This is a genomic window from Arthrobacter sunyaminii (assembly GCF_018866305.1).
Lineage (GTDB): Bacteria > Actinomycetota > Actinomycetes > Actinomycetales > Micrococcaceae > Arthrobacter_B > Arthrobacter_B sunyaminii.
In genome coordinates this window covers 2,124,629-2,141,375 of sequence record NZ_CP076456.1, presented here as the reverse complement: position 1 = coordinate 2,141,375, position 16,747 = coordinate 2,124,629, and the positions used below count along the sequence as shown (strand labels likewise).

12 protein-coding genes and 1 pseudogene are annotated in these 16,747 nt (G+C 64.3%); 8 read left to right on the top strand and 5 right to left on the bottom strand.

Annotated elements, in window-relative coordinates:
* Positions 1-55: 55 nt before the first annotated feature.
* Positions 56-1,303 (bottom strand): annotated as a pseudogene (gene glgC, locus KG104_RS09575) (glucose-1-phosphate adenylyltransferase); the annotation flags it as partial.
* Positions 1,304-1,440: 137 nt separating this feature from the next.
* Here glgC and glgA point away from each other — a divergent pair.
* On the top strand, positions 1,441-2,655 hold the full coding sequence (gene glgA, locus KG104_RS09570; protein WP_207346886.1) for a glycogen synthase: 1,215 nt from the start codon (positions 1,441-1,443) through the stop codon (positions 2,653-2,655).
* An 85-nt stretch (positions 2,656-2,740) separates the two neighbouring features.
* On the opposite strand, the gene KG104_RS09565 is transcribed toward glgA, so the two are convergent.
* Positions 2,741-4,834, bottom strand: a complete 2,094-nt coding sequence (locus KG104_RS09565) for an acyl-CoA dehydrogenase family protein (RefSeq protein ID WP_207346885.1) — start codon at positions 4,832-4,834, stop codon at positions 2,741-2,743.
* A gap of 62 nt (positions 4,835-4,896) precedes the next feature.
* Positions 4,897-5,604 (bottom strand): TetR/AcrR family transcriptional regulator, encoded by a 708-nt coding sequence (locus KG104_RS09560; protein ID WP_237688571.1) that lies wholly within the window; start codon positions 5,602-5,604, stop codon positions 4,897-4,899.
* Between the two features lie 77 nt (positions 5,605-5,681).
* On the opposite strand from KG104_RS09560, the gene KG104_RS09555 reads away from it, so the two are divergent.
* The 7 genes from KG104_RS09555 to mmsB all read left to right on the top strand — a co-directional run bounded on the left by KG104_RS09555 (position 5,682) and on the right by mmsB (position 14,698).
* Entirely contained in the window at positions 5,682-7,019 is a 1,338-nt protein-coding gene (locus tag KG104_RS09555) for an acetyl-CoA C-acetyltransferase (protein ID WP_207346884.1), read from the top strand.
* Between the two features lie 2 nt (positions 7,020-7,021).
* The gene (locus KG104_RS09550) at positions 7,022-8,362 is read left to right on the top strand and encodes a 3-oxoacyl-ACP reductase (RefSeq protein WP_207346883.1); all 1,341 of its coding nucleotides are present in this window, start codon (positions 7,022-7,024) and stop codon (positions 8,360-8,362) included.
* Positions 8,359-9,285: a MaoC family dehydratase gene (locus KG104_RS09545; RefSeq protein ID WP_207346882.1), complete on the top strand. Its 927-nt coding sequence runs from the start codon at positions 8,359-8,361 to the stop codon at positions 9,283-9,285. Before KG104_RS09550 ends, KG104_RS09545 begins: the two co-directional genes overlap by 4 nt.
* A gap of 17 nt (positions 9,286-9,302) precedes the next feature.
* Complete coding sequence (locus KG104_RS09540; RefSeq protein WP_207346881.1) at positions 9,303-10,523, top strand: kynureninase; 1,221 nt, start codon at positions 9,303-9,305, stop codon at positions 10,521-10,523.
* Between the two features lie 195 nt (positions 10,524-10,718).
* On the top strand, positions 10,719-11,819 hold the full coding sequence (chvE, locus tag KG104_RS09535; protein ID WP_237688570.1) for a multiple monosaccharide ABC transporter substrate-binding protein: 1,101 nt from the start codon (positions 10,719-10,721) through the stop codon (positions 11,817-11,819).
* Positions 11,820-11,852: 33 nt separating this feature from the next.
* Positions 11,853-13,454 (top strand): multiple monosaccharide ABC transporter ATP-binding protein, encoded by a 1,602-nt coding sequence (mmsA, locus tag KG104_RS09530; protein ID WP_237686876.1) that lies wholly within the window; start codon positions 11,853-11,855, stop codon positions 13,452-13,454.
* Positions 13,451-14,698 carry a multiple monosaccharide ABC transporter permease gene (gene mmsB, locus KG104_RS09525; protein WP_207346879.1) on the top strand — a complete coding sequence of 416 codons (1,248 nt, stop codon included), beginning with the start codon at positions 13,451-13,453 and terminating at the stop codon, positions 14,696-14,698. The genes mmsA and mmsB overlap by 4 nt, the downstream gene beginning before the upstream one ends.
* Before the next feature lie 114 nt (positions 14,699-14,812).
* Here mmsB and KG104_RS09520 read toward each other — a convergent pair whose 3' ends face one another.
* Positions 14,813-15,217, bottom strand: coding sequence for a universal stress protein (locus tag KG104_RS09520; RefSeq protein ID WP_104054239.1), 405 nt, complete (start codon positions 15,215-15,217; stop codon positions 14,813-14,815).
* Between the two features lie 38 nt (positions 15,218-15,255).
* Entirely contained in the window at positions 15,256-16,662 is a 1,407-nt protein-coding gene (locus KG104_RS09515; protein WP_207346878.1) for an APC family permease, read from the bottom strand.
* Positions 16,663-16,747 lie beyond the last annotated feature (85 nt).

The following is a 16,747-nucleotide window of genomic DNA, read 5'->3' as shown; positions in this document are numbered from 1 at the left end:
AGCCCGTCTGCGTCCGGCTGTCCGGACGGACCTACGCCGGTGCTGCCTCGGGTTCAGGCTCGGGAAGGGTGACCTTTTGTCCCTTGCTAAGCACTGTCAGCCCGGACTCGGTGACGGTGAAGCCGCGCGCCAGGTCAAGATCACGGTCGACGCCGATGGTGGCTCCCGGCGGAACCTGCACGTTCTTGTCGATGATGGCACGGCGGATCACGGCACCCTCACCCACCTGCACGTTGTCCATCAGCACCGAGTCGGCCACCACTGCGTTGGTGGACACATAAACGTCCTGCGCCAGCACGGATCCGGTGACGGTTCCGCCGGAAATGACGGTGCCGTCGGAAACGATCGAGTCAATGGCGGTGCCGGCCTGGTCGGAGGCGCTGCGCACAAACTTGGCCGGCGGGGAGATGCTCTGCCGGGTGTAGATGGGCCACTGCAAGTTGTAGAGGTTGAACGCCGGCAGGGGAGAAATCAGGTCCATGTTGGCGTCGTAGTAGGAATCCAGCGTGCCGACGTCGCGCCAGTACTGGTGATCGCTGCCCGTGGACCCGGGGATGATGTTGTGCGAGAAATCGTAGACGGCGGCGTCGTTGCGTTCCACGAAGTAGGGAATGATGTCCCCGCCCATGTCGTGCTTGGTGATCAGGCGTTCGGCGTCAACCTTGAGGGCCTCCACCAGCGCATCGGTGTTGAAGACGTAGTTGCCCATCGAGGCCAGGAACATGTCCGGATCATCCGGAAGCCCGGGAGTGGTAGCCGGTTTCTCGACGAAGGCACCGATCATGCCGGGGCGTTCAGGGTCAGTCTCGATCACGCCGAACTGGTCCGCCAGGTGCAGCGGCTGCCGGACGGCGGCGACGCTGACCGAGGCGCCGGATTGAATGTGGGCCTCCACCATCTGCGAGAAGTCCATCCGGTACACGTGATCTGCGCCGATTACCACCACAATGTCCGGCTGTGCGTCGTCGATCAGGTTCATGGACTGATAGATCGCGTTGGCGCTTCCCAGGAACCAGCTCTTGCCCACGCGCTGCTGTGCAGGCACTGACGCCACATAGTTCCGCAGCTGGGTGGAGAGCCGCCAGGTCTCCGAAATGTGCCGGTCCAGACTGTGTGATTTGTACTGGGTCAGGACCACGATCTGCAGGTAGCCCGAGTTCACCAGGTTGGACAGTGCGAAGTCGATGAGCCGGTACCGCCCGGCAAACGGAACTGCGGGTTTTGCCCGGTCCGCGGTTAGGGGCATCAGGCGTTTGCCTTCCCCACCAGCAAGGACAACGGCCAGGACCTTCTTTGGCGCCATTTTGTTATTCCCCTGTTTCCGTTACTCGTATATCTGTTGCAGCATGTGACGAATTACTGCGGCGCTGCGCCCCGCGGTTGTAAGTCTGCTGTTCTTCAGACTAGATCACTGCCGCGCCGGTGCACTACGTTGGTTTAGTGCGAGTAGATATTGTGTCCAAGGAATTCCCGCCCGAAATCTATGGCGGAGCGGGTGTCCACGTTGCTGAGTTGAGCCGTGTGCTCGCTGAGTACGTTGATCTTCATGTGCATTGTTTCGGAGCCCCGAGGGCAGCTGATTACCACGGTGCATCCGTAACGGCCTACGGCGTTCCGGCCGAGCTGGACGCCTCTAACCCGGCCGTTCAGACACTGGGCACCGACCTGGAAATCCTCCAGGGACTTGAGGGTGCGGACCTGGTCCACTCCCATACCTGGTACGCCAATATGGCGGGGCATCTGGGTTCCCTCCTGTACGGCATTCCCCACGTACTCAGCGCCCACAGCCTGGAGCCGCTGCGTCCCTGGAAAGCCGAGCAGCTTGGCGGCGGCTATGCGCTGTCCTCCTGGGTCGAGAAGACCGCGTACGACGCCGCAGCCGCCATTATTGCCGTGTCCGAAGGCATGCGGCAGGACATCCTGCGCAGCTATCCCGAAGTGGATCCGGCCAAGGTGCGCGTGGTGCACAACGGGATCGACGTCGAACTCTGGCACCCTGACGCTGATCCCGTGGGGATTTCGGCCCTGGGTATTGATCCGGAGCGTCCGAGCGTCGTGTTCGTTGGCCGCAACACGCGCCAGAAGGGGCTGCCGTATCTCCTGCGGGCCGCTGCGCTGCTTCCCCCCGAGGTCCAGCTCGTGCTCTGCCTGGGCGCTGCCGACACCCCCGAACTTGCCGCAGAAACAGCCGTGCTGATTGAGGCACTGCGGGAAAAGCGCAGCGGCATTGTCGTCATCGAGCGGATGCTCCCGCGCGATGAGCTGATCAAGGTCCTCAGTTCGGCCACGGTGTTTGCGTGCCCGTCCATTTATGAACCGCTGGGGATCGTCAACCTGGAGGCCATGGCCTGTGGAACCGCCGTCGTTGCCAGCGCCACGGGCGGAATCCCGGAAGTAGTCGATCATGGAGTCACCGGCCTGCTGGTACCCATTGAGCAGGTCACTGACGGCACCGGAATTCCGCTGGATCCCGAAACTTTTGTCCGCGATTTTGCCGCCGCGCTTACTGAGGTGGTGACGGATCCGGACCGTGCCCGGGCAATGGGGGAGGCAGGACGGCGCCGCGCCACGGACCACTTCTCCTGGGAGTCCATCGCCAAGTCCACGCTTGACGTCTACCGTTCAGTACTCCCTGCAGCAACGGGGCAGGTGTAGGCAAAGCGCCGGAGGCCCGAACCGCACAGCGGTTCGGGCCTCCGGTGTCCTACAGGTGGTCCGGCAACAATTGCCGGAGTGAAAGTTAGCGCTTGGCCTTGGCCGCCTGCTTCTTTCGCTGGATCAGGATCTTCTCATCCACCGGAGCGGCGCCGCTGGCGCGCAGCAGCCGCTGGTACTCCATGGCCTCGTCCTGGCGTGCCTTCTCTTCTCCGGATGCGATCTTGGACCGCAGGTGCTCCGGACCGTAGCCAAAGGAATCGACCAGATCCACGGCATGCGGGCGGATCTTGGCCAGGAGGCGGTTGATGTACGGGCCCAAGGTGCGGGCACGCTGGGCCGACAGGCGCCCGTTCATCAGGTACCAGCCGAGGTTCTTCTCGATCAGGGACAGGCCGAACAGGTCGCGGACCCAGGTCATGACCTGGCGGGTTCCGGCGTCTTCAATCCGCTCCAGGCCACGGGTGAATGCCTCCCACTGCAGCAGTTCCGCATGCGCATGGGCTGCTTCGATGAGCGCATGCTGGTTGGCGTTGAATACTGCGGCGCCCTTATCCTTCGGCAGTCCCCGGGCCGCCTTCAGGGCGCCGGCAACCTCTGCCACCATGGTGCCGACGCGGTCGGTCAGAAGGTCGCGCTGGGTCTTGGGGTCACGGAGGGCAACGGCGGACTTCTTCTCGGATCCGGTGTCAGCGAAGGCCTGCACAATCTGGCGCAGTCCGGTGCGGTGCATCGTGCGGTCTGTTGCCTGTCCGACGGCGTAGCGGGCCAGTACGCCGAAGTCAGCGCCGACAAACTCCTTGGCATAGTCGGCCAGGAGGCGCTTGGCGACAAGCTGGAGCAGGACGGTGTTGTCGCCTTCGAAGGTGGCGTAGATGTCCAGGTCCGCGCGCAGTGCGGTGAACCGGTTTTCGGACAGGAAGCCTGCGCCGCCGGTGGCCTCGCGGCACTCCTGCAGGGTGTCCAGGGCATGCCAAGTGGACAAGGACTTCAGGGCAGCCGCGAGGGTCTCCAGGTCCTGACGGTCTTCGTCGGTGTCGTGCGCACCGGAGAAGACGTCGTCGAACTTCTGCAGCAGTTCGTCATGGGCGAAGGAAGCGGCGAACGTGGTGGCCAGCCGGGGCAGCAGGCGGCGCTGGTGCTGCTGGTAGTCCATCAGCACCTCTTCCTTGATGTCCGAGGCACCGTTGAACTGGCGGCGCTCCGTTCCGTACTGGATGGCGGTTTTGAGTGCCATCTTGCTGGCGGCCACCGCGGCGCCGTCCAGGGACACCCGGCCCTGGACCAAGGTGCCGATCATGGTGAAGAACCGGCGGCCGGGGCTTTCGATGGAGGACGTGTAAGTGCCGTCCGCTGCGACGTCGCCGTACTTGTTGAGCAGGTTGGTGCGCGGAATCCGGACGTTGGAGAAATGCAGCCGGCCGTTGTCGATGCCGTTCAGGCCGCCCTTGACGCCGTCATCCTCGCCGCCCACGCCGGGCAGGAAGCCGTTGTCATCGCGCAGTTCTACGTAGAACGCGTGGACGCCGTGGTCCACGCCCTTGGTGATCAGGTGGGCGAAGACCACAGCGGCCTTGCCGTAGACCGCACCGTTGCCGATGTAATCCTTCCACGCGGCACGGAAGGGGGTGTTGATGATGAATTCTTCTTTTTCAACGTCATATTCCGCTGTGGTGGCGATGCTGGCAACGTCGGAACCGTGGCCGGTCTCCGTCATGGCGAAGCAGCCGGGGATCTCCAGGCTCATGATGCCCGGCAGCCACTTCTCATGGTGCTCCCGGTTGCCCAGGTGCAGGACGGCGGAGCCGAAGAGGCCCCACTGCACGCCCGCCTTGATCTGCAGGGACGGATCGGCCACCACGAGTTCTGCGAAACCGGCAACGTTGCCGCCGTGATTGTCCTCGCCGCCCACGTACTTCGGGAATGCGCGGTGCACGGCCTTGGTGTCGACCAGCACCTTCAGCTGCGTCATGACCCGTTCGCGGTGTTCCGTGTGGCTCAGGCCCGCAGGGGTGTGCAGTTCATCGCGGCCTGCGAGCTCACGGGCCTGGAGCCGGATGTCGGCCCACTTGCCCAGCAGGGCGCGGCTCAGCGCGTCCACGTCGACGACGGCGCTGTCATCGTCGCGTACGGAACTCGCGGGGATCGGGCGTGCGGACTTGGAGACTGTCTGCGTCATTGCGTGTCCTTTTAGTTGGTTGTCGTGCCGGGGGGAGGTGATGCTGGGGATGTTGGTGCGGGTCACGGCGGTCCCTGCTCGTAGCCGATGCCGTCAAAGAGCCAGGCCGTCAGCTGCTCGGTCATCTGGGCCTCGGTGGGCTTGCCCGGTCCGGGGGGAGTTGCCAGCCAGCGTTCTCCGGCGGCACGGACCATGCCCAGTGCCGCCGTCGGCCAGAATCCGGCAGCAATGCCGAGCTCGGGTGCGGACGATCTGCCGGGAGAGGCGCCGTTGGAGCGGCTGTCCAGATAGGCGCGCAAAGCACGTTCCATCATTTCCGTGATGGCTGCGAAGAAGGAGGTGAGGCTGTCGGAGAAGCGCGGCCCTGCGCTGCCCGAAGCCTCAGCGGTGCCGCCCGTGACAAACGCGTACACGTTGGGGGAGGTCTGGGCCATCTGGAGGTAGGCGGAAACCATGGCCTGCAGGCCGGCCCGGGGCGAATCCGCCGTGCGGCCTGCGGCGAGGATCTTGTCCTGCATCTGGGAAAGGACAACCTCGCCCATTGCCTGCTGCAGGCCCGCCTTGTCGCCGAAGTAGCGGTAGTAGACGGACTTGGATGTTCCGGAGGCGGCCGCAATCTCCTCCATGGAGGCTCCGGAACCCAAGGCATGAACAGCACGCCTGGCTGCTTTGATCAGCTCACGGCGACGTTCGGCCCGGTGCGCCTCCCAGCGCAGCGACCGGCCGTCCGACGGTGCGGGGGGAGGGGGATCTTGAAGAGCGGTGTTCACGATACTCAGCGTATCAGGTACGCTGGGTTGCAGTAACTCCCCTCACACTTAGCAGTATTTTCCTAGGAGACAACATCATGGCTGTCCAGCCCCAGGCCGAACCCGCCGCAACCGGAGGGAACACCTCTGCTCCCTCCGTACGAAAAGCCGTCGTCATCGGCGGAAACCGCATCCCGTTCGCCCGCTCCGGCGGCAAGTACACCTACAGCTCCAACCAGGACATGCTCACGGCCGCACTCGACGGACTGGTTGCCCGCTTTGGCCTGCAGGGCGAGCGCATCGGCGAAGTGGCCGCCGGCGCCGTCCTGAAGCACTCCCGGGACTTCAACCTGACCCGCGAAGCGGTCCTGGGCTCGGCACTGTCGCCGGAAACCCCCGCGTATGACGTTCAGCAGGCCTGCGCCACCGGCCTCGAGACAGTGGTCAGCCTGGCCAACAAGATCAAGCTCGGTCAGCTGGATTCCGCCATCGCCGGCGGCGTCGACTCCGCTTCGGACGCTCCCATTGCCGTCAGCGAAGGCCTGCGCCGGGCGCTGCTGGACCTCTCCCGTGCCCGCACCACCAAGCAGAAGCTCGCCGCCGTCGCGAAAATCCGCCCCAAGGACCTCTCCCCGAACGCACCCTCCACCGGCGAACCGCGCACCGGCCTGTCCATGGGCGAGCACCAGGCACTGACCACCGCGCAGTGGAAGATCACCCGCGAGGCGCAGGACGAACTGGCGTACAACAGCCACCGCAACATGGCCGCAGCCTACGACCGCGGCTTCTTCGATGACCTGGTCACGCCGTACCGCGGCCTGTCCCGGGACGCGAACCTGCGCGCAGACACCTCCATGGAGAAGCTGGCCAAGCTCAAGCCCGCCTTCGGCAAGAGCTTGGGCGATGAAGCCACCATGACCGCGGGCAACTCCACCCCGCTGACCGACGGCGCCTCCGTAGTGCTGCTGGGCTCCGAGGATTACGCCCGCGAACATGACCTGCCCATGCTGGCAAACATTGTCGACGCCGAAGCCGGCGCCGTGGACTTCGTTCACGGCAAGGACGGACTGCTGATGGCCCCTGCCTTTGCCGTTCCGCGCCTGCTGGCCCGCCACAACCTGACCTTCGACGACTTCGACTTCTTCGAAATCCACGAAGCCTTCGCCGGCACCGTGCTTTCCACACTCGCCGCCTGGGAAGACGACGAGTTCTGCCGCACCCGCCTGGGGCTGGAGGGTCCGCTCGGCAGCATCGACCGCAGCAAACTCAACGTCAACGGCTCGTCCCTGGCCGCCGGCCACCCGTTCGCAGCCACCGGCGGACGCATCGTCGCGTCGCTGGCCAAGATGCTGCACGAAAAGGGCTCAGGCCGCGGCCTGATTTCCATCTGCGCTGCCGGCGGGCAGGGCCTCGTTGCGATCCTGGAGGCGCGCTGATCATGACTGATACCTATCTCAAGCTGGTCAATACCGGCTTTACGCGGGACCTGTCCAAAAAGCTGGGCCTGCCCCGGCCGGCCATCCTGCGCCGCTTCGACCCGGCCAAGCCGCTGGTTCCGGGACCGGTGCTGGTGCTGGGCAAAGGCGAAAGCGCCGACGACCTGTCCCAGCTGCTGCTCTCCTGGGACCAGGATGTCCGCCGCCATGCCACACCGAAGGAAAAGCTCGGCGCCATCCTGATCGTGCTCGACGAGGCCGCCGCCCCGACCGACCTCGCCGAGCCGACGCTGGCCGCCGGGGCGGCACTGCGTGACCTCGCACCGGGCGGACGCGTGGTTACTGTTTCCCGTCCCGCGGCCGAGGCACAGGATCCCGCTGCCGCCGCTGCCCGCCAGGGCATTGACGGCACCCTGCGTTCCATCGCCCACGAACTGCGCGGCGGCGCCACCGCCAACGGCATCGTGCTGGCCAACGGAGTACGGGCAACGGCACCGTCCGTGGCCGCCGCCCTGCGGTTCCTGCTGTCAGGCAAGAGCGCCTACGTGAGCGGGCAGTTCATCACTGTTGGCTCCGACGCGGGCACGCTGCCCGAGGATTGGAACGCGCCTCTGGCCGGCAAGGTGGCTGTGGTGACCGGAGCGGCCCGCGGCATCGGCGCGGCCATTGCCAAAGTCCTGCACCGCGACGGCGCCAAGGTCATCGTGGTGGACGTTCCGGCTGCCGGCGAACAGCTGGCCAGGGTCGCCAATGAAATCAACGGCACGGCCCTGCAGGTGGACATCACCCGGGAGGACGCTGCAGGCCGCATCCTGGCCCACGCGGCCGAGCGCTACGGCCACCTCGACATCGTGATCCACAATGCCGGGATCACCCGCGACAAACTGCTGGCCAACATGGACGAAGCGCGGTGGGGTTCGGTCATCGCGGTCAACATTGCCTCCCAGCTGCGCATGAACGAGACACTGTTGGCCTCGGACATCTTCAGCCGGGAAGGACGGATCGTGTCGCTGGCCTCCACCAGCGGCATCGCCGGCAACCGCGGACAGACCAACTATGCCGCTTCCAAGGGCGGTGTGATCGGCATGGTCCGGGCCACCGCACCGCTGCTGGCGCCGCGGGGCGGCTCCATCAACGCCGTGGCGCCCGGCTTCATCGAGACGGACATGACCGCTGCCATTCCTGCCCTGACCCGGCAGGTTGCCCGCCGGCTGAGCAGCCTGCAGCAGGGCGGCCTGCCCGTGGACGTGGCTGAAACCATTTCCTTCCTCGCCTCCGATGCGGCGGCAGGGGTCAACGGCCAGGTGGTCCGTGTGTGCGGGCAGAATATGGTGGGCGCATGAGCACCACAACCCTGGATGAAATTCCCGCCCTCGGGAAGCTGTACGCGGGCGCCGTGGGCAGCGCCGCGAAGTCACGCCTGTCGTCTTCCAAGGGACCGCGCGTCCTTCCGTCCGACCGGCACGAGGTGCGCGGCGCCGTCGTCGATTTGGCCAAGCTGACCGACTTCCAGCGGCTGGTCCTGCACAGTGCCACTGACTACCTGCCCACCGGCTACGTGCACACCTTTGCGTTTCCCGTGGCCATGAGCCTGATGGCGCGCGAGGACTTCCCGCTGCCGCTGCTGGGTATGGTGCATCTGCGCAACCAGGTGCAGCATTTCCGCCCGATCCACTACGCCGAGCCCCTGACGGTGACGGCGTGGGCCGAGAACCTGGCCGGGCACCGCGCCGGCACCCAGGTGGAGCTTGTGGCCGAGGTCAGCGCCGGAGAATCCGGTGACGTGGTGTGGCGTGGAAGATCCACGTACCTGGCCAAGGGTGTTTTCCTGCCCCGGTTTGACCGGCAGGAAGCACGGGCCGACCGCGCCGACTTCGTGCCGCCGGTGCCCACCGCCGTGTGGCGGCTCGGGGCGGATGCCGGACGCAACTATGCAGGGGTCTCGGGGGACTTCAACCCCATCCACCTGAGCCGCCTGTCGGCGAAGGCGCTGGGCATGAAGCGGTCTCTGGCCCACGGGATGTATCTCGCGTCCCGCGTGGTGGCGGACATCGTGCAAAACCGGGAAGAGCCCTACGAGTGGAGTATCGACTTCGAGTCCCCGGTGTTCCTGCCGGCCACGGTCTCGCTGTCCATCCAGGACGCCGAGGATGAAGACCGGTACACCGGGTCCACCTTTGTTGGCTGGAACAACCGCTCCCTCAGGCGCCATTTCCACGGATCCGTCCAGCCGCTTGCGGCGTCCGGCGAGTCTCGGAACAGCTAGTTTGCTAAGGGGCGCTCATGACTGAACCGGATCTGCTCATTGCTGCCAAGGAACTGGATGCGGCGGATCCGCTGGCCGGCTTCCGGGACCGCTTCCTCCCTGCCGACGGGGTGAGTTCATACCTGGACGGCAACTCCCTGGGCCGGCCGCTTCGTGCCACTGAGGAACACCTTCAGGGCTTTGTCCGGGAGCAGTGGGGCGGGCGGCTGATCCGCGGCTGGGACGAGCAGTGGCTGGAATTGCCGCAGCAGATCGGCGACGAACTGGGAGCAACAGCGCTTGGTGCCGCTGCCGGACAGTGCATCGTCGCCGATTCGACCACCGTCCTGCTCTACAAACTGGGCCGGGCCGCTGTTGCGGCCCGGCCCGGCCGAACGGAAATCGTTCTGGACGCCGACAACTTTCCCACCGACCGGTATGTCATGGAGGGCATTGCGCGCGAGTGCGGGCTGACCCTGCGCTGGGTTCGCGCGGATTACGACGGCGGCGTGAGCGCTGAAGCGGTGGCGGCCTGCGTGGGCCCTCAAACCGCGCTGGCCGTCTTCAGCCACGTGGCGTACCGTTCCGGGTTCCTGGCCGACGCCGAAGCCATCACCTCAGTGGTCCACGCGGCCGGGGGACTGGTGCTCTGGGACCTGTGCCATTCAGCAGGTGCCGTGCCTGCACAGCTGGACGCCTGGAATGTGGACTACGCTGTGGGCTGCAGCTACAAGTACCTCAACGGGGGCCCCGGTGCTCCCGCGTGGGCCTACGTGGCGTCGCGGCACCAGGCGGACTTCCAGCAACCCATCCAGGGCTGGCTCGGCAGCGCCGATCCGTTCGGCATGGCGCAGGGATATCAACCCGCCGCCGGTATCCGCAGGCTTGTCTCCGGCACTCCGCCCGTGCTGGGCATGCTGCCGATGCGGGACATGATTGCGCTCATTGCCGAAGCAGGCATCGGAGCAGTGCGCGCAAAATCGGTGGCCCTGACAGAGTACGCGCTGACGGCCGTAGACGCTCTGCTCGCCCCGCACGGCGTCGTCGTTGCCTCTCCCCGGGACGCGGCGCAGCGCGGCAGTCATATCACCATTGACCATCCGGCGTTCAAAGCTGTTACTGCAGCTCTTTGGGAGCAGGGCATCATCCCGGATTACCGTAATCCGTCGGGCATCAGGCTGGGACTGTCTCCGCTGTCCACCTCGTTTGAGGAGACCTTCACCGGCATTTCCGCGGTGCTGGCTGAACTGCGCCGCTAGGCCCGAACAGAATCGAATTGACAACCGGGTCCTTTCGGGCGCCATAATGTTAGCGCTCACAAATGTGATCCACTTCTCATTCTCTTCCGGGAGGCGGAAAGCGAAACCGCTTCGACCATCCGGCAGATTCCCCCGTTAGACAGAGACGTCCATCGAAAGGGCTCCTTCGTGAAAATCCGTAAACTACTTCTTAGCGTGACGGCCGGAATCCTTGCCGTTTCCGTAGCCGGCTGCGGCTCCGGATCGGGCCGCGGCGGCGCTGACTCCGGCGCCGAATCAGGTGACAATGCCGGTGCGCTGGTGGGCATCGCGATGCCCACCAAGACCTCCGAGCGCTGGATCAAGGACGGCGACTCCATTCAGGCCTCCCTTGAGGACCTGGGCTATGAAACCACCCTGGAATATGCCGACGACGACATTCCCACCCAGGTCCAGCAGGTCTCCAACATGATCACCAAGGGAGCCAAGGTCCTGGTGATCGCCGCCATCGACGGCACCGCCCTCAGCGACCAGCTGGACAATGCCGCAGCCGCCGGCATCAAGGTCATCGCCTATGACCGCCTGATCACCGGCAACGAGAACGTGGACTACTACACCACCTTCGACAACTACACCGTGGGCGTGCAGCAGGCCACGTCGCTGCTGACCGGCTTGGGGATCCTCGACGCCGAAGGCAAGGACACCGGCGTCACCGAGCCCAAGAACATTGAGCTCTTCGCCGGCAGCCCCGATGACAACAACGCCAACTTCTTCTACGACGGCGCCATGGACACCCTGCAGCCCTACATCGACAAGGGCACGCTGGTGGTCAAGAGCGGCCAGACCGGCTTCACCCAGATCGCCACACTGCGCTGGGATCCCGCCACGGCACAGAAGCGCATGCAGAACCTGATTGCCAGCACCTACTCCGGCGGCGAAAAAGTGGACGGCGTCCTTTCCCCGTATGACGGCATTTCCCTGGGCATCATTTCCGCCCTGACCGGATCCGGCTACGCGCCGGATGCCCTGCCCGTCATTACCGGCCAGGACGCCGAAGCAGCCTCGGTGAAGTCGATCATGGATAACCAGCAGTACTCCACGATCTTCAAGGACACCCGCACCCTCGGCGAGCAGGCCGTGGCCATGGTCGACGACGTGCTCAAGGGCGAAGACCCCGAGGTCAATGACACCGAGACGTACGACAACAAGGTCAAGATTGTTCCGACCTTCCTGCTGGACCCGGTGGTGGTCACCAAAGACAACTACCAGGAAGTCCTCGTGGACAGCGGCTACTACGAAGCCTCAGACCTGCAGTAATCCCGACCACCGCGGTGCCGGGGGCGGCAGCAAATGCTTCCGCCCCCGGCATCCGCCGGCAAGGACACGAACGTGAACGAAAACATTCTTTCCATGCGGGGAATTACCAAGACCTTCCCCGGGGTCAAGGCACTGCAGGAGGTCTCCCTGGATGTGCGTCAAGGGCAGGTGCATGCCATCTGCGGTGAAAACGGTGCCGGCAAGTCCACCCTGATGAAGGTGCTCTCCGGGGTCTATCCCGCAGGAAGCTATGAGGGAGAAATCCTTCTGGAAGGCAACCTGCAGGAATACCGGGACATCAAGGATTCCGAAGCGGCCGGCGTGGTCATCATCCACCAGGAGCTGGCGCTGAGCCCCTTCCTGTCCATTGCGGAGAACATCTACCTGGGCAACGAACAGTCCAAGGGCGGCTTCATCGACTGGCACCGCACCAATCTGGAGGCAGCCAGACTCCTGGAGCGGGTGGGGCTCTCCGAGAACCCTGCCACCCGGATCCAGGACATCGGCGTGGGCAAGCAGCAGCTGGTGGAAATTGCCAAAGCCCTGTCCAAGCGGGTGAAGCTGCTGATCCTGGATGAGCCAACCGCTGCGCTGAATGACGAAGACTCCGAGCACCTGCTGGGCCTGATCAAGGGTCTGCGCGAAGACGGAATCACCTGCATCATCATCAGCCACAAGCTCAACGAGATTAAGGCCATCGCCGACGCCGTGACCATCATCCGCGACGGCCGCACCATCGAAACCCTGGACATGCACGAGGACGACGTGTCCGAGGAACGCATCATCCGCGGCATGGTGGGCCGGGACCTGGACAGCAGATATCCGGAGCATGTTTCAGTCATCGGCGAAGAAGTGCTCCGCGTCGAGGACTGGACGGTGCACCATCCGCTGGACCGCACCCGCCGGGTGGTTTCCGAGGCAAACATCTACGTTCGGGCCGGCGAAATTGTCGGCATTGCCGGTCTGATGGGCGCAGGGCGCACGGAACTTGCCATGAGTGTTTTCGGGCACAGCTACGGACACAACATCAGCGGCCGCGTATATAAGAACGGCCGCGAAATCACGATGAAGAACGTTGGCCAGGCCATCCGGCACGGACTTGCCTACGCCACCGAGGACCGCAAGCGGTACGGCTTGAACCTCATCGAGGACATCAAGCGCAACATCTCCATGTCCGGACTGGACAAACTGGCGAGCCGCGGCTGGGTGGATCCGTACCGGGAACATCTGACGGCGGACAAATACCGCACCAGCATGAACATCAAGGCACCCTCGGTGACCGCACTGACGGGCAAGCTCTCGGGCGGGAACCAGCAGAAGGTGGTCCTGTCCAAGTGGATCCACACTGATCCGGACGTCCTGATCCTCGATGAGCCCACCCGCGGCATCGATGTGGGGGCAAAGTACGAGATTTACACCATCATCAATGAGCTGGCAGACCAGGGAAAAGCCGTCATCGTTATTTCCTCGGAGCTGCCGGAGCTGCTGGGTATCTGCGACCGCATCTATACCCTGGCCGAAGGCCGGATCACTGCTGACGTCCCGCGCGAAAAGGCCAGTGCCGAATACCTCATGCAGTACATGACCCGCGACGCCAGGATTCCTGCCGCCGCGACAGACAAGGAAAGCGAATGAGCACTCTTACCGACCAGGGATCGTCCACCGGTGTTCCGGCCCCGAAGGGGAAACCGCAGGAAATCGTCGGTTCAGCCCTGAACTACCTGACCGGGCAGCTTCGCCAGGTCGGTCTGTTCATCGCGCTGATCGCCATCATCATCTTTTTCCAGATCGCCACCAACGGGATCACGCTGGCACCGATCAACGTTTCCAACCTCATCATCCAGAACAGCTACATCCTGATTCTGGCCGTGGGCATGGTGCTGGTCATCATCGCCGGGCACATTGACCTGTCCGTTGGATCGGTGGTCGCCTTCACCGGTGCCGCCGCCGGCGTCATGATCACCCAGTGGGGACTTCCCTGGTGGCTGGCCGCCGTCCTGTGCCTGGTCCTTGGCGCCGCCGTCGGAGCATGGCAGGGCTTTTGGATTGCGTACTTCGGCATTCCGGCCTTCATTGTGACCCTGGCCGGCATGCTCACATTTCGGGGGCTGACGCAGATCGTCCTGCAGAACAAGCAGATCTCGCCGTTCCCGGACCAGTTCCGGGATCTGGGCAGCGGATTCCTCCCCGACCTCGGGGGCGGAACGAGCTTCCTGGAGCCGCTGACCGTCATCATCGGCGTGCTCTCCGCCGCGGCCCTGGTTGGCTCAGGCATCCGCCAGCGGATGATCCGCCGCCGCCACCAGCTTGTGGACGAGCCGATGCTCTGGTTCGCCGCAAAGTTGACGCTGACCGCGGCCATGGTCCTCTTCATCACCTACCTGCTGGCCAGCTACCGCGGGACGCCCATCGTGCTGGTGATTCTGGGCCTGCTGACGGTTGGCTATTCGGCCGTCATGAACCGCAGCGTCTGGGGCCGCCACATCTACGCCATGGGCGGGAACCTGCACGCTGCTGAACTTTCCGGCATCAACACCAAGCGGACCACCTTCACCGTGTTCATCAACATGGGCGTGCTGGCTGCGCTGGCCGGCCTGGTCTTCACCGCCCAGCTGAACCTCGCCAGCCCGAAGGCCGGAGAGGGATTCGAACTGGATGCCATTGCGGCAGTGTTCATCGGCGGCGCCGCAGTCACCGGCGGCATCGGCCGGGTCACCGGTGCGATCATCGGCGGCCTGATCATCGGAATCCTGAACAACGGCATGTCCATCATGGGCGTTGGAACCGAATATCAGCAGCTCATCAAGGGCCTGGTGCTCCTGGCTGCTGTTGCCTTTGATGTGTTCAACAAGCGCCGCGGATCGGCCTCCATCACGTAGGAGCGCAGCGACCCCGGGGCATGTCTCCAGATACGGCTGTGGCCGGCACCCGAAACCTTGGGTGCCGGCCACAGCCGTATCCCGCCGGGGAACCGGCGGGCACGCAAAAGGATCCTAGTGGTGAGCCTTGACCGCCAGGACCGGGCAGTCGGACTGCAGCAGCACCCGCTGGGCGGTGCTTCCGAGCAGCATCTTGCCCACCGGTGTGCGGCGGCGCAGGCCCAGGACGATCAGCTCCACCTGCGGATCTTCAGCCGCTTTGAGGATTTCCTCGGCCGGGTCGTAGTCGCCCACGGGGTGAACCAGCCGGAAATCCGCCCCGGCGGCGCGCAGCTCTTTTTCAAGCTGTTCGACGGCGGCCTGATTGGCTTCCTCCTGCTCCTGGTGGTGCAGACCGTGCCGGGGGGAACCCACGTTCACGATCACCAGGGTGGTGGACTGCGCCGCGGCTTCGCGGCGTGCAGCCTCAAGGGCAGCGGCGCCCTCCGGGGTGGGAAGAAAACCGACAACAATACTCATGATGCTCCTGACGTAGGGACGTAAACGGGCGGAAGTGCCTAGCCGCGGATTTCTTCGGCATCGGTGAACCGGGTCTTCTTGGCACGCACGGCCCGGTTCCAGAACCAGGTCAGGACCCAGAGCAGCAGGCCCAGGACCAGCAGCAGGCCGGCGATCTGGTACTCGATCGGATCCTGGGCCCAGGGGCCGAGGAGGAAAGCACAGGTGAAAACGCCCACGTACGGAAGGAAGCCGGGGGAACGGAAGTGCTTGCCTTCGTGCGGAGTGCGGCGCAGCACCAGGCAGGCAATATTCACCACGGTGAAGACGGCCAGCAGCAGCAGGGCGGTGGTGCCGCCCAGCGCGGTGACGGTTTCCTTGCCCATGAAGTTGGTGACAAGGATGATCAGTCCCAGGGCGATGGCGGTGGTGAAGAGGATCGATGCCCACGGGGTGCGGCGGCCCGGAAGGACCTTGGAAAGGGAACGGGGGAGGACGTCCTGCTTGGCCATGCCGTAAAGCAGGCGGCTGGCCATCAGCATGTTGATCAGCGCAGTATTGGCCACCGCGAAGATCGACAGGAACGGATAGATAACGTCCACCGGCAGGTTGGGGGCACCGGCACGGACAACTTCCAGCAGCGGCGTTGCGCTGGCGGAGAGCTGGCCCACGGGAACAATGGCGACGGCGGCAATGGAGACCAGCAGATACACGACCAGGGTGATTCCCAGTCCGGTCAGCATGACCTTCGGGAAGATCTTCGCGGGGTCGCGCGTCTCCTCGGCCATGTTGACGCTGTCTTCAAAACCGACCATGGAGAAGAAAGCCAGGGAGGTGGCCGCCGTGAGGGCAAGGAAAATGCTCTTGTTGCCTTCGGTTTCAAAGACCATGACCCGCGAGAAGTCGACGTTGCCCTGCCCCATGGCCCAGAAGCCAATCAGGATCACGATGAGAAGGCCGGTGAGTTCGATGATGGTCAGCACCACATTGAACTTAATGCTCTCTCCGACACCGCGCAGGTTGATCAGGGCGAGCACAAGCATGAAGATGACAGCCACCCAGGTGACGCCGGTCTGACCCCAGTCGAGATTAAACCCGACAATGAAGTTCTCGGCCAGGAACTTGGCGGCGGTGGATGCCGACGTGATGCCTGAGCTCAGGACCGCAAAGGTCACGAGGAAGGTCACGAAATGAATTCCAAAGGCTTTGTGCGCATAAAGCGCGGCACCGGCTGCCTGCGGGAATTTGGTGACGAGCTCAAGATAGGAGAGAGCAGTAATCGTGGCGACGAAGAAGGCCACCAGAATGGGAGCCCAGGCGGCGCCGCCAATCTCGCCGGCCACCTGGCCGGTCAGGGCGTAAACACCGGTTCCAAGAATGTCGCCGACGATGAACAGCAGCAGGAGCTTGGTTCCCATCACCCGCTTGAGTTCGGGCGCTCCCGAGTCGTTTTTTGTTTCGGCCATGACGGCTTTCCTGCTTTCTGGATATCTGCATCTGCGGTCCGGGCCTAGCCGGAATGGGGCTCACTGCCCGTGCCCGGTATTCTCT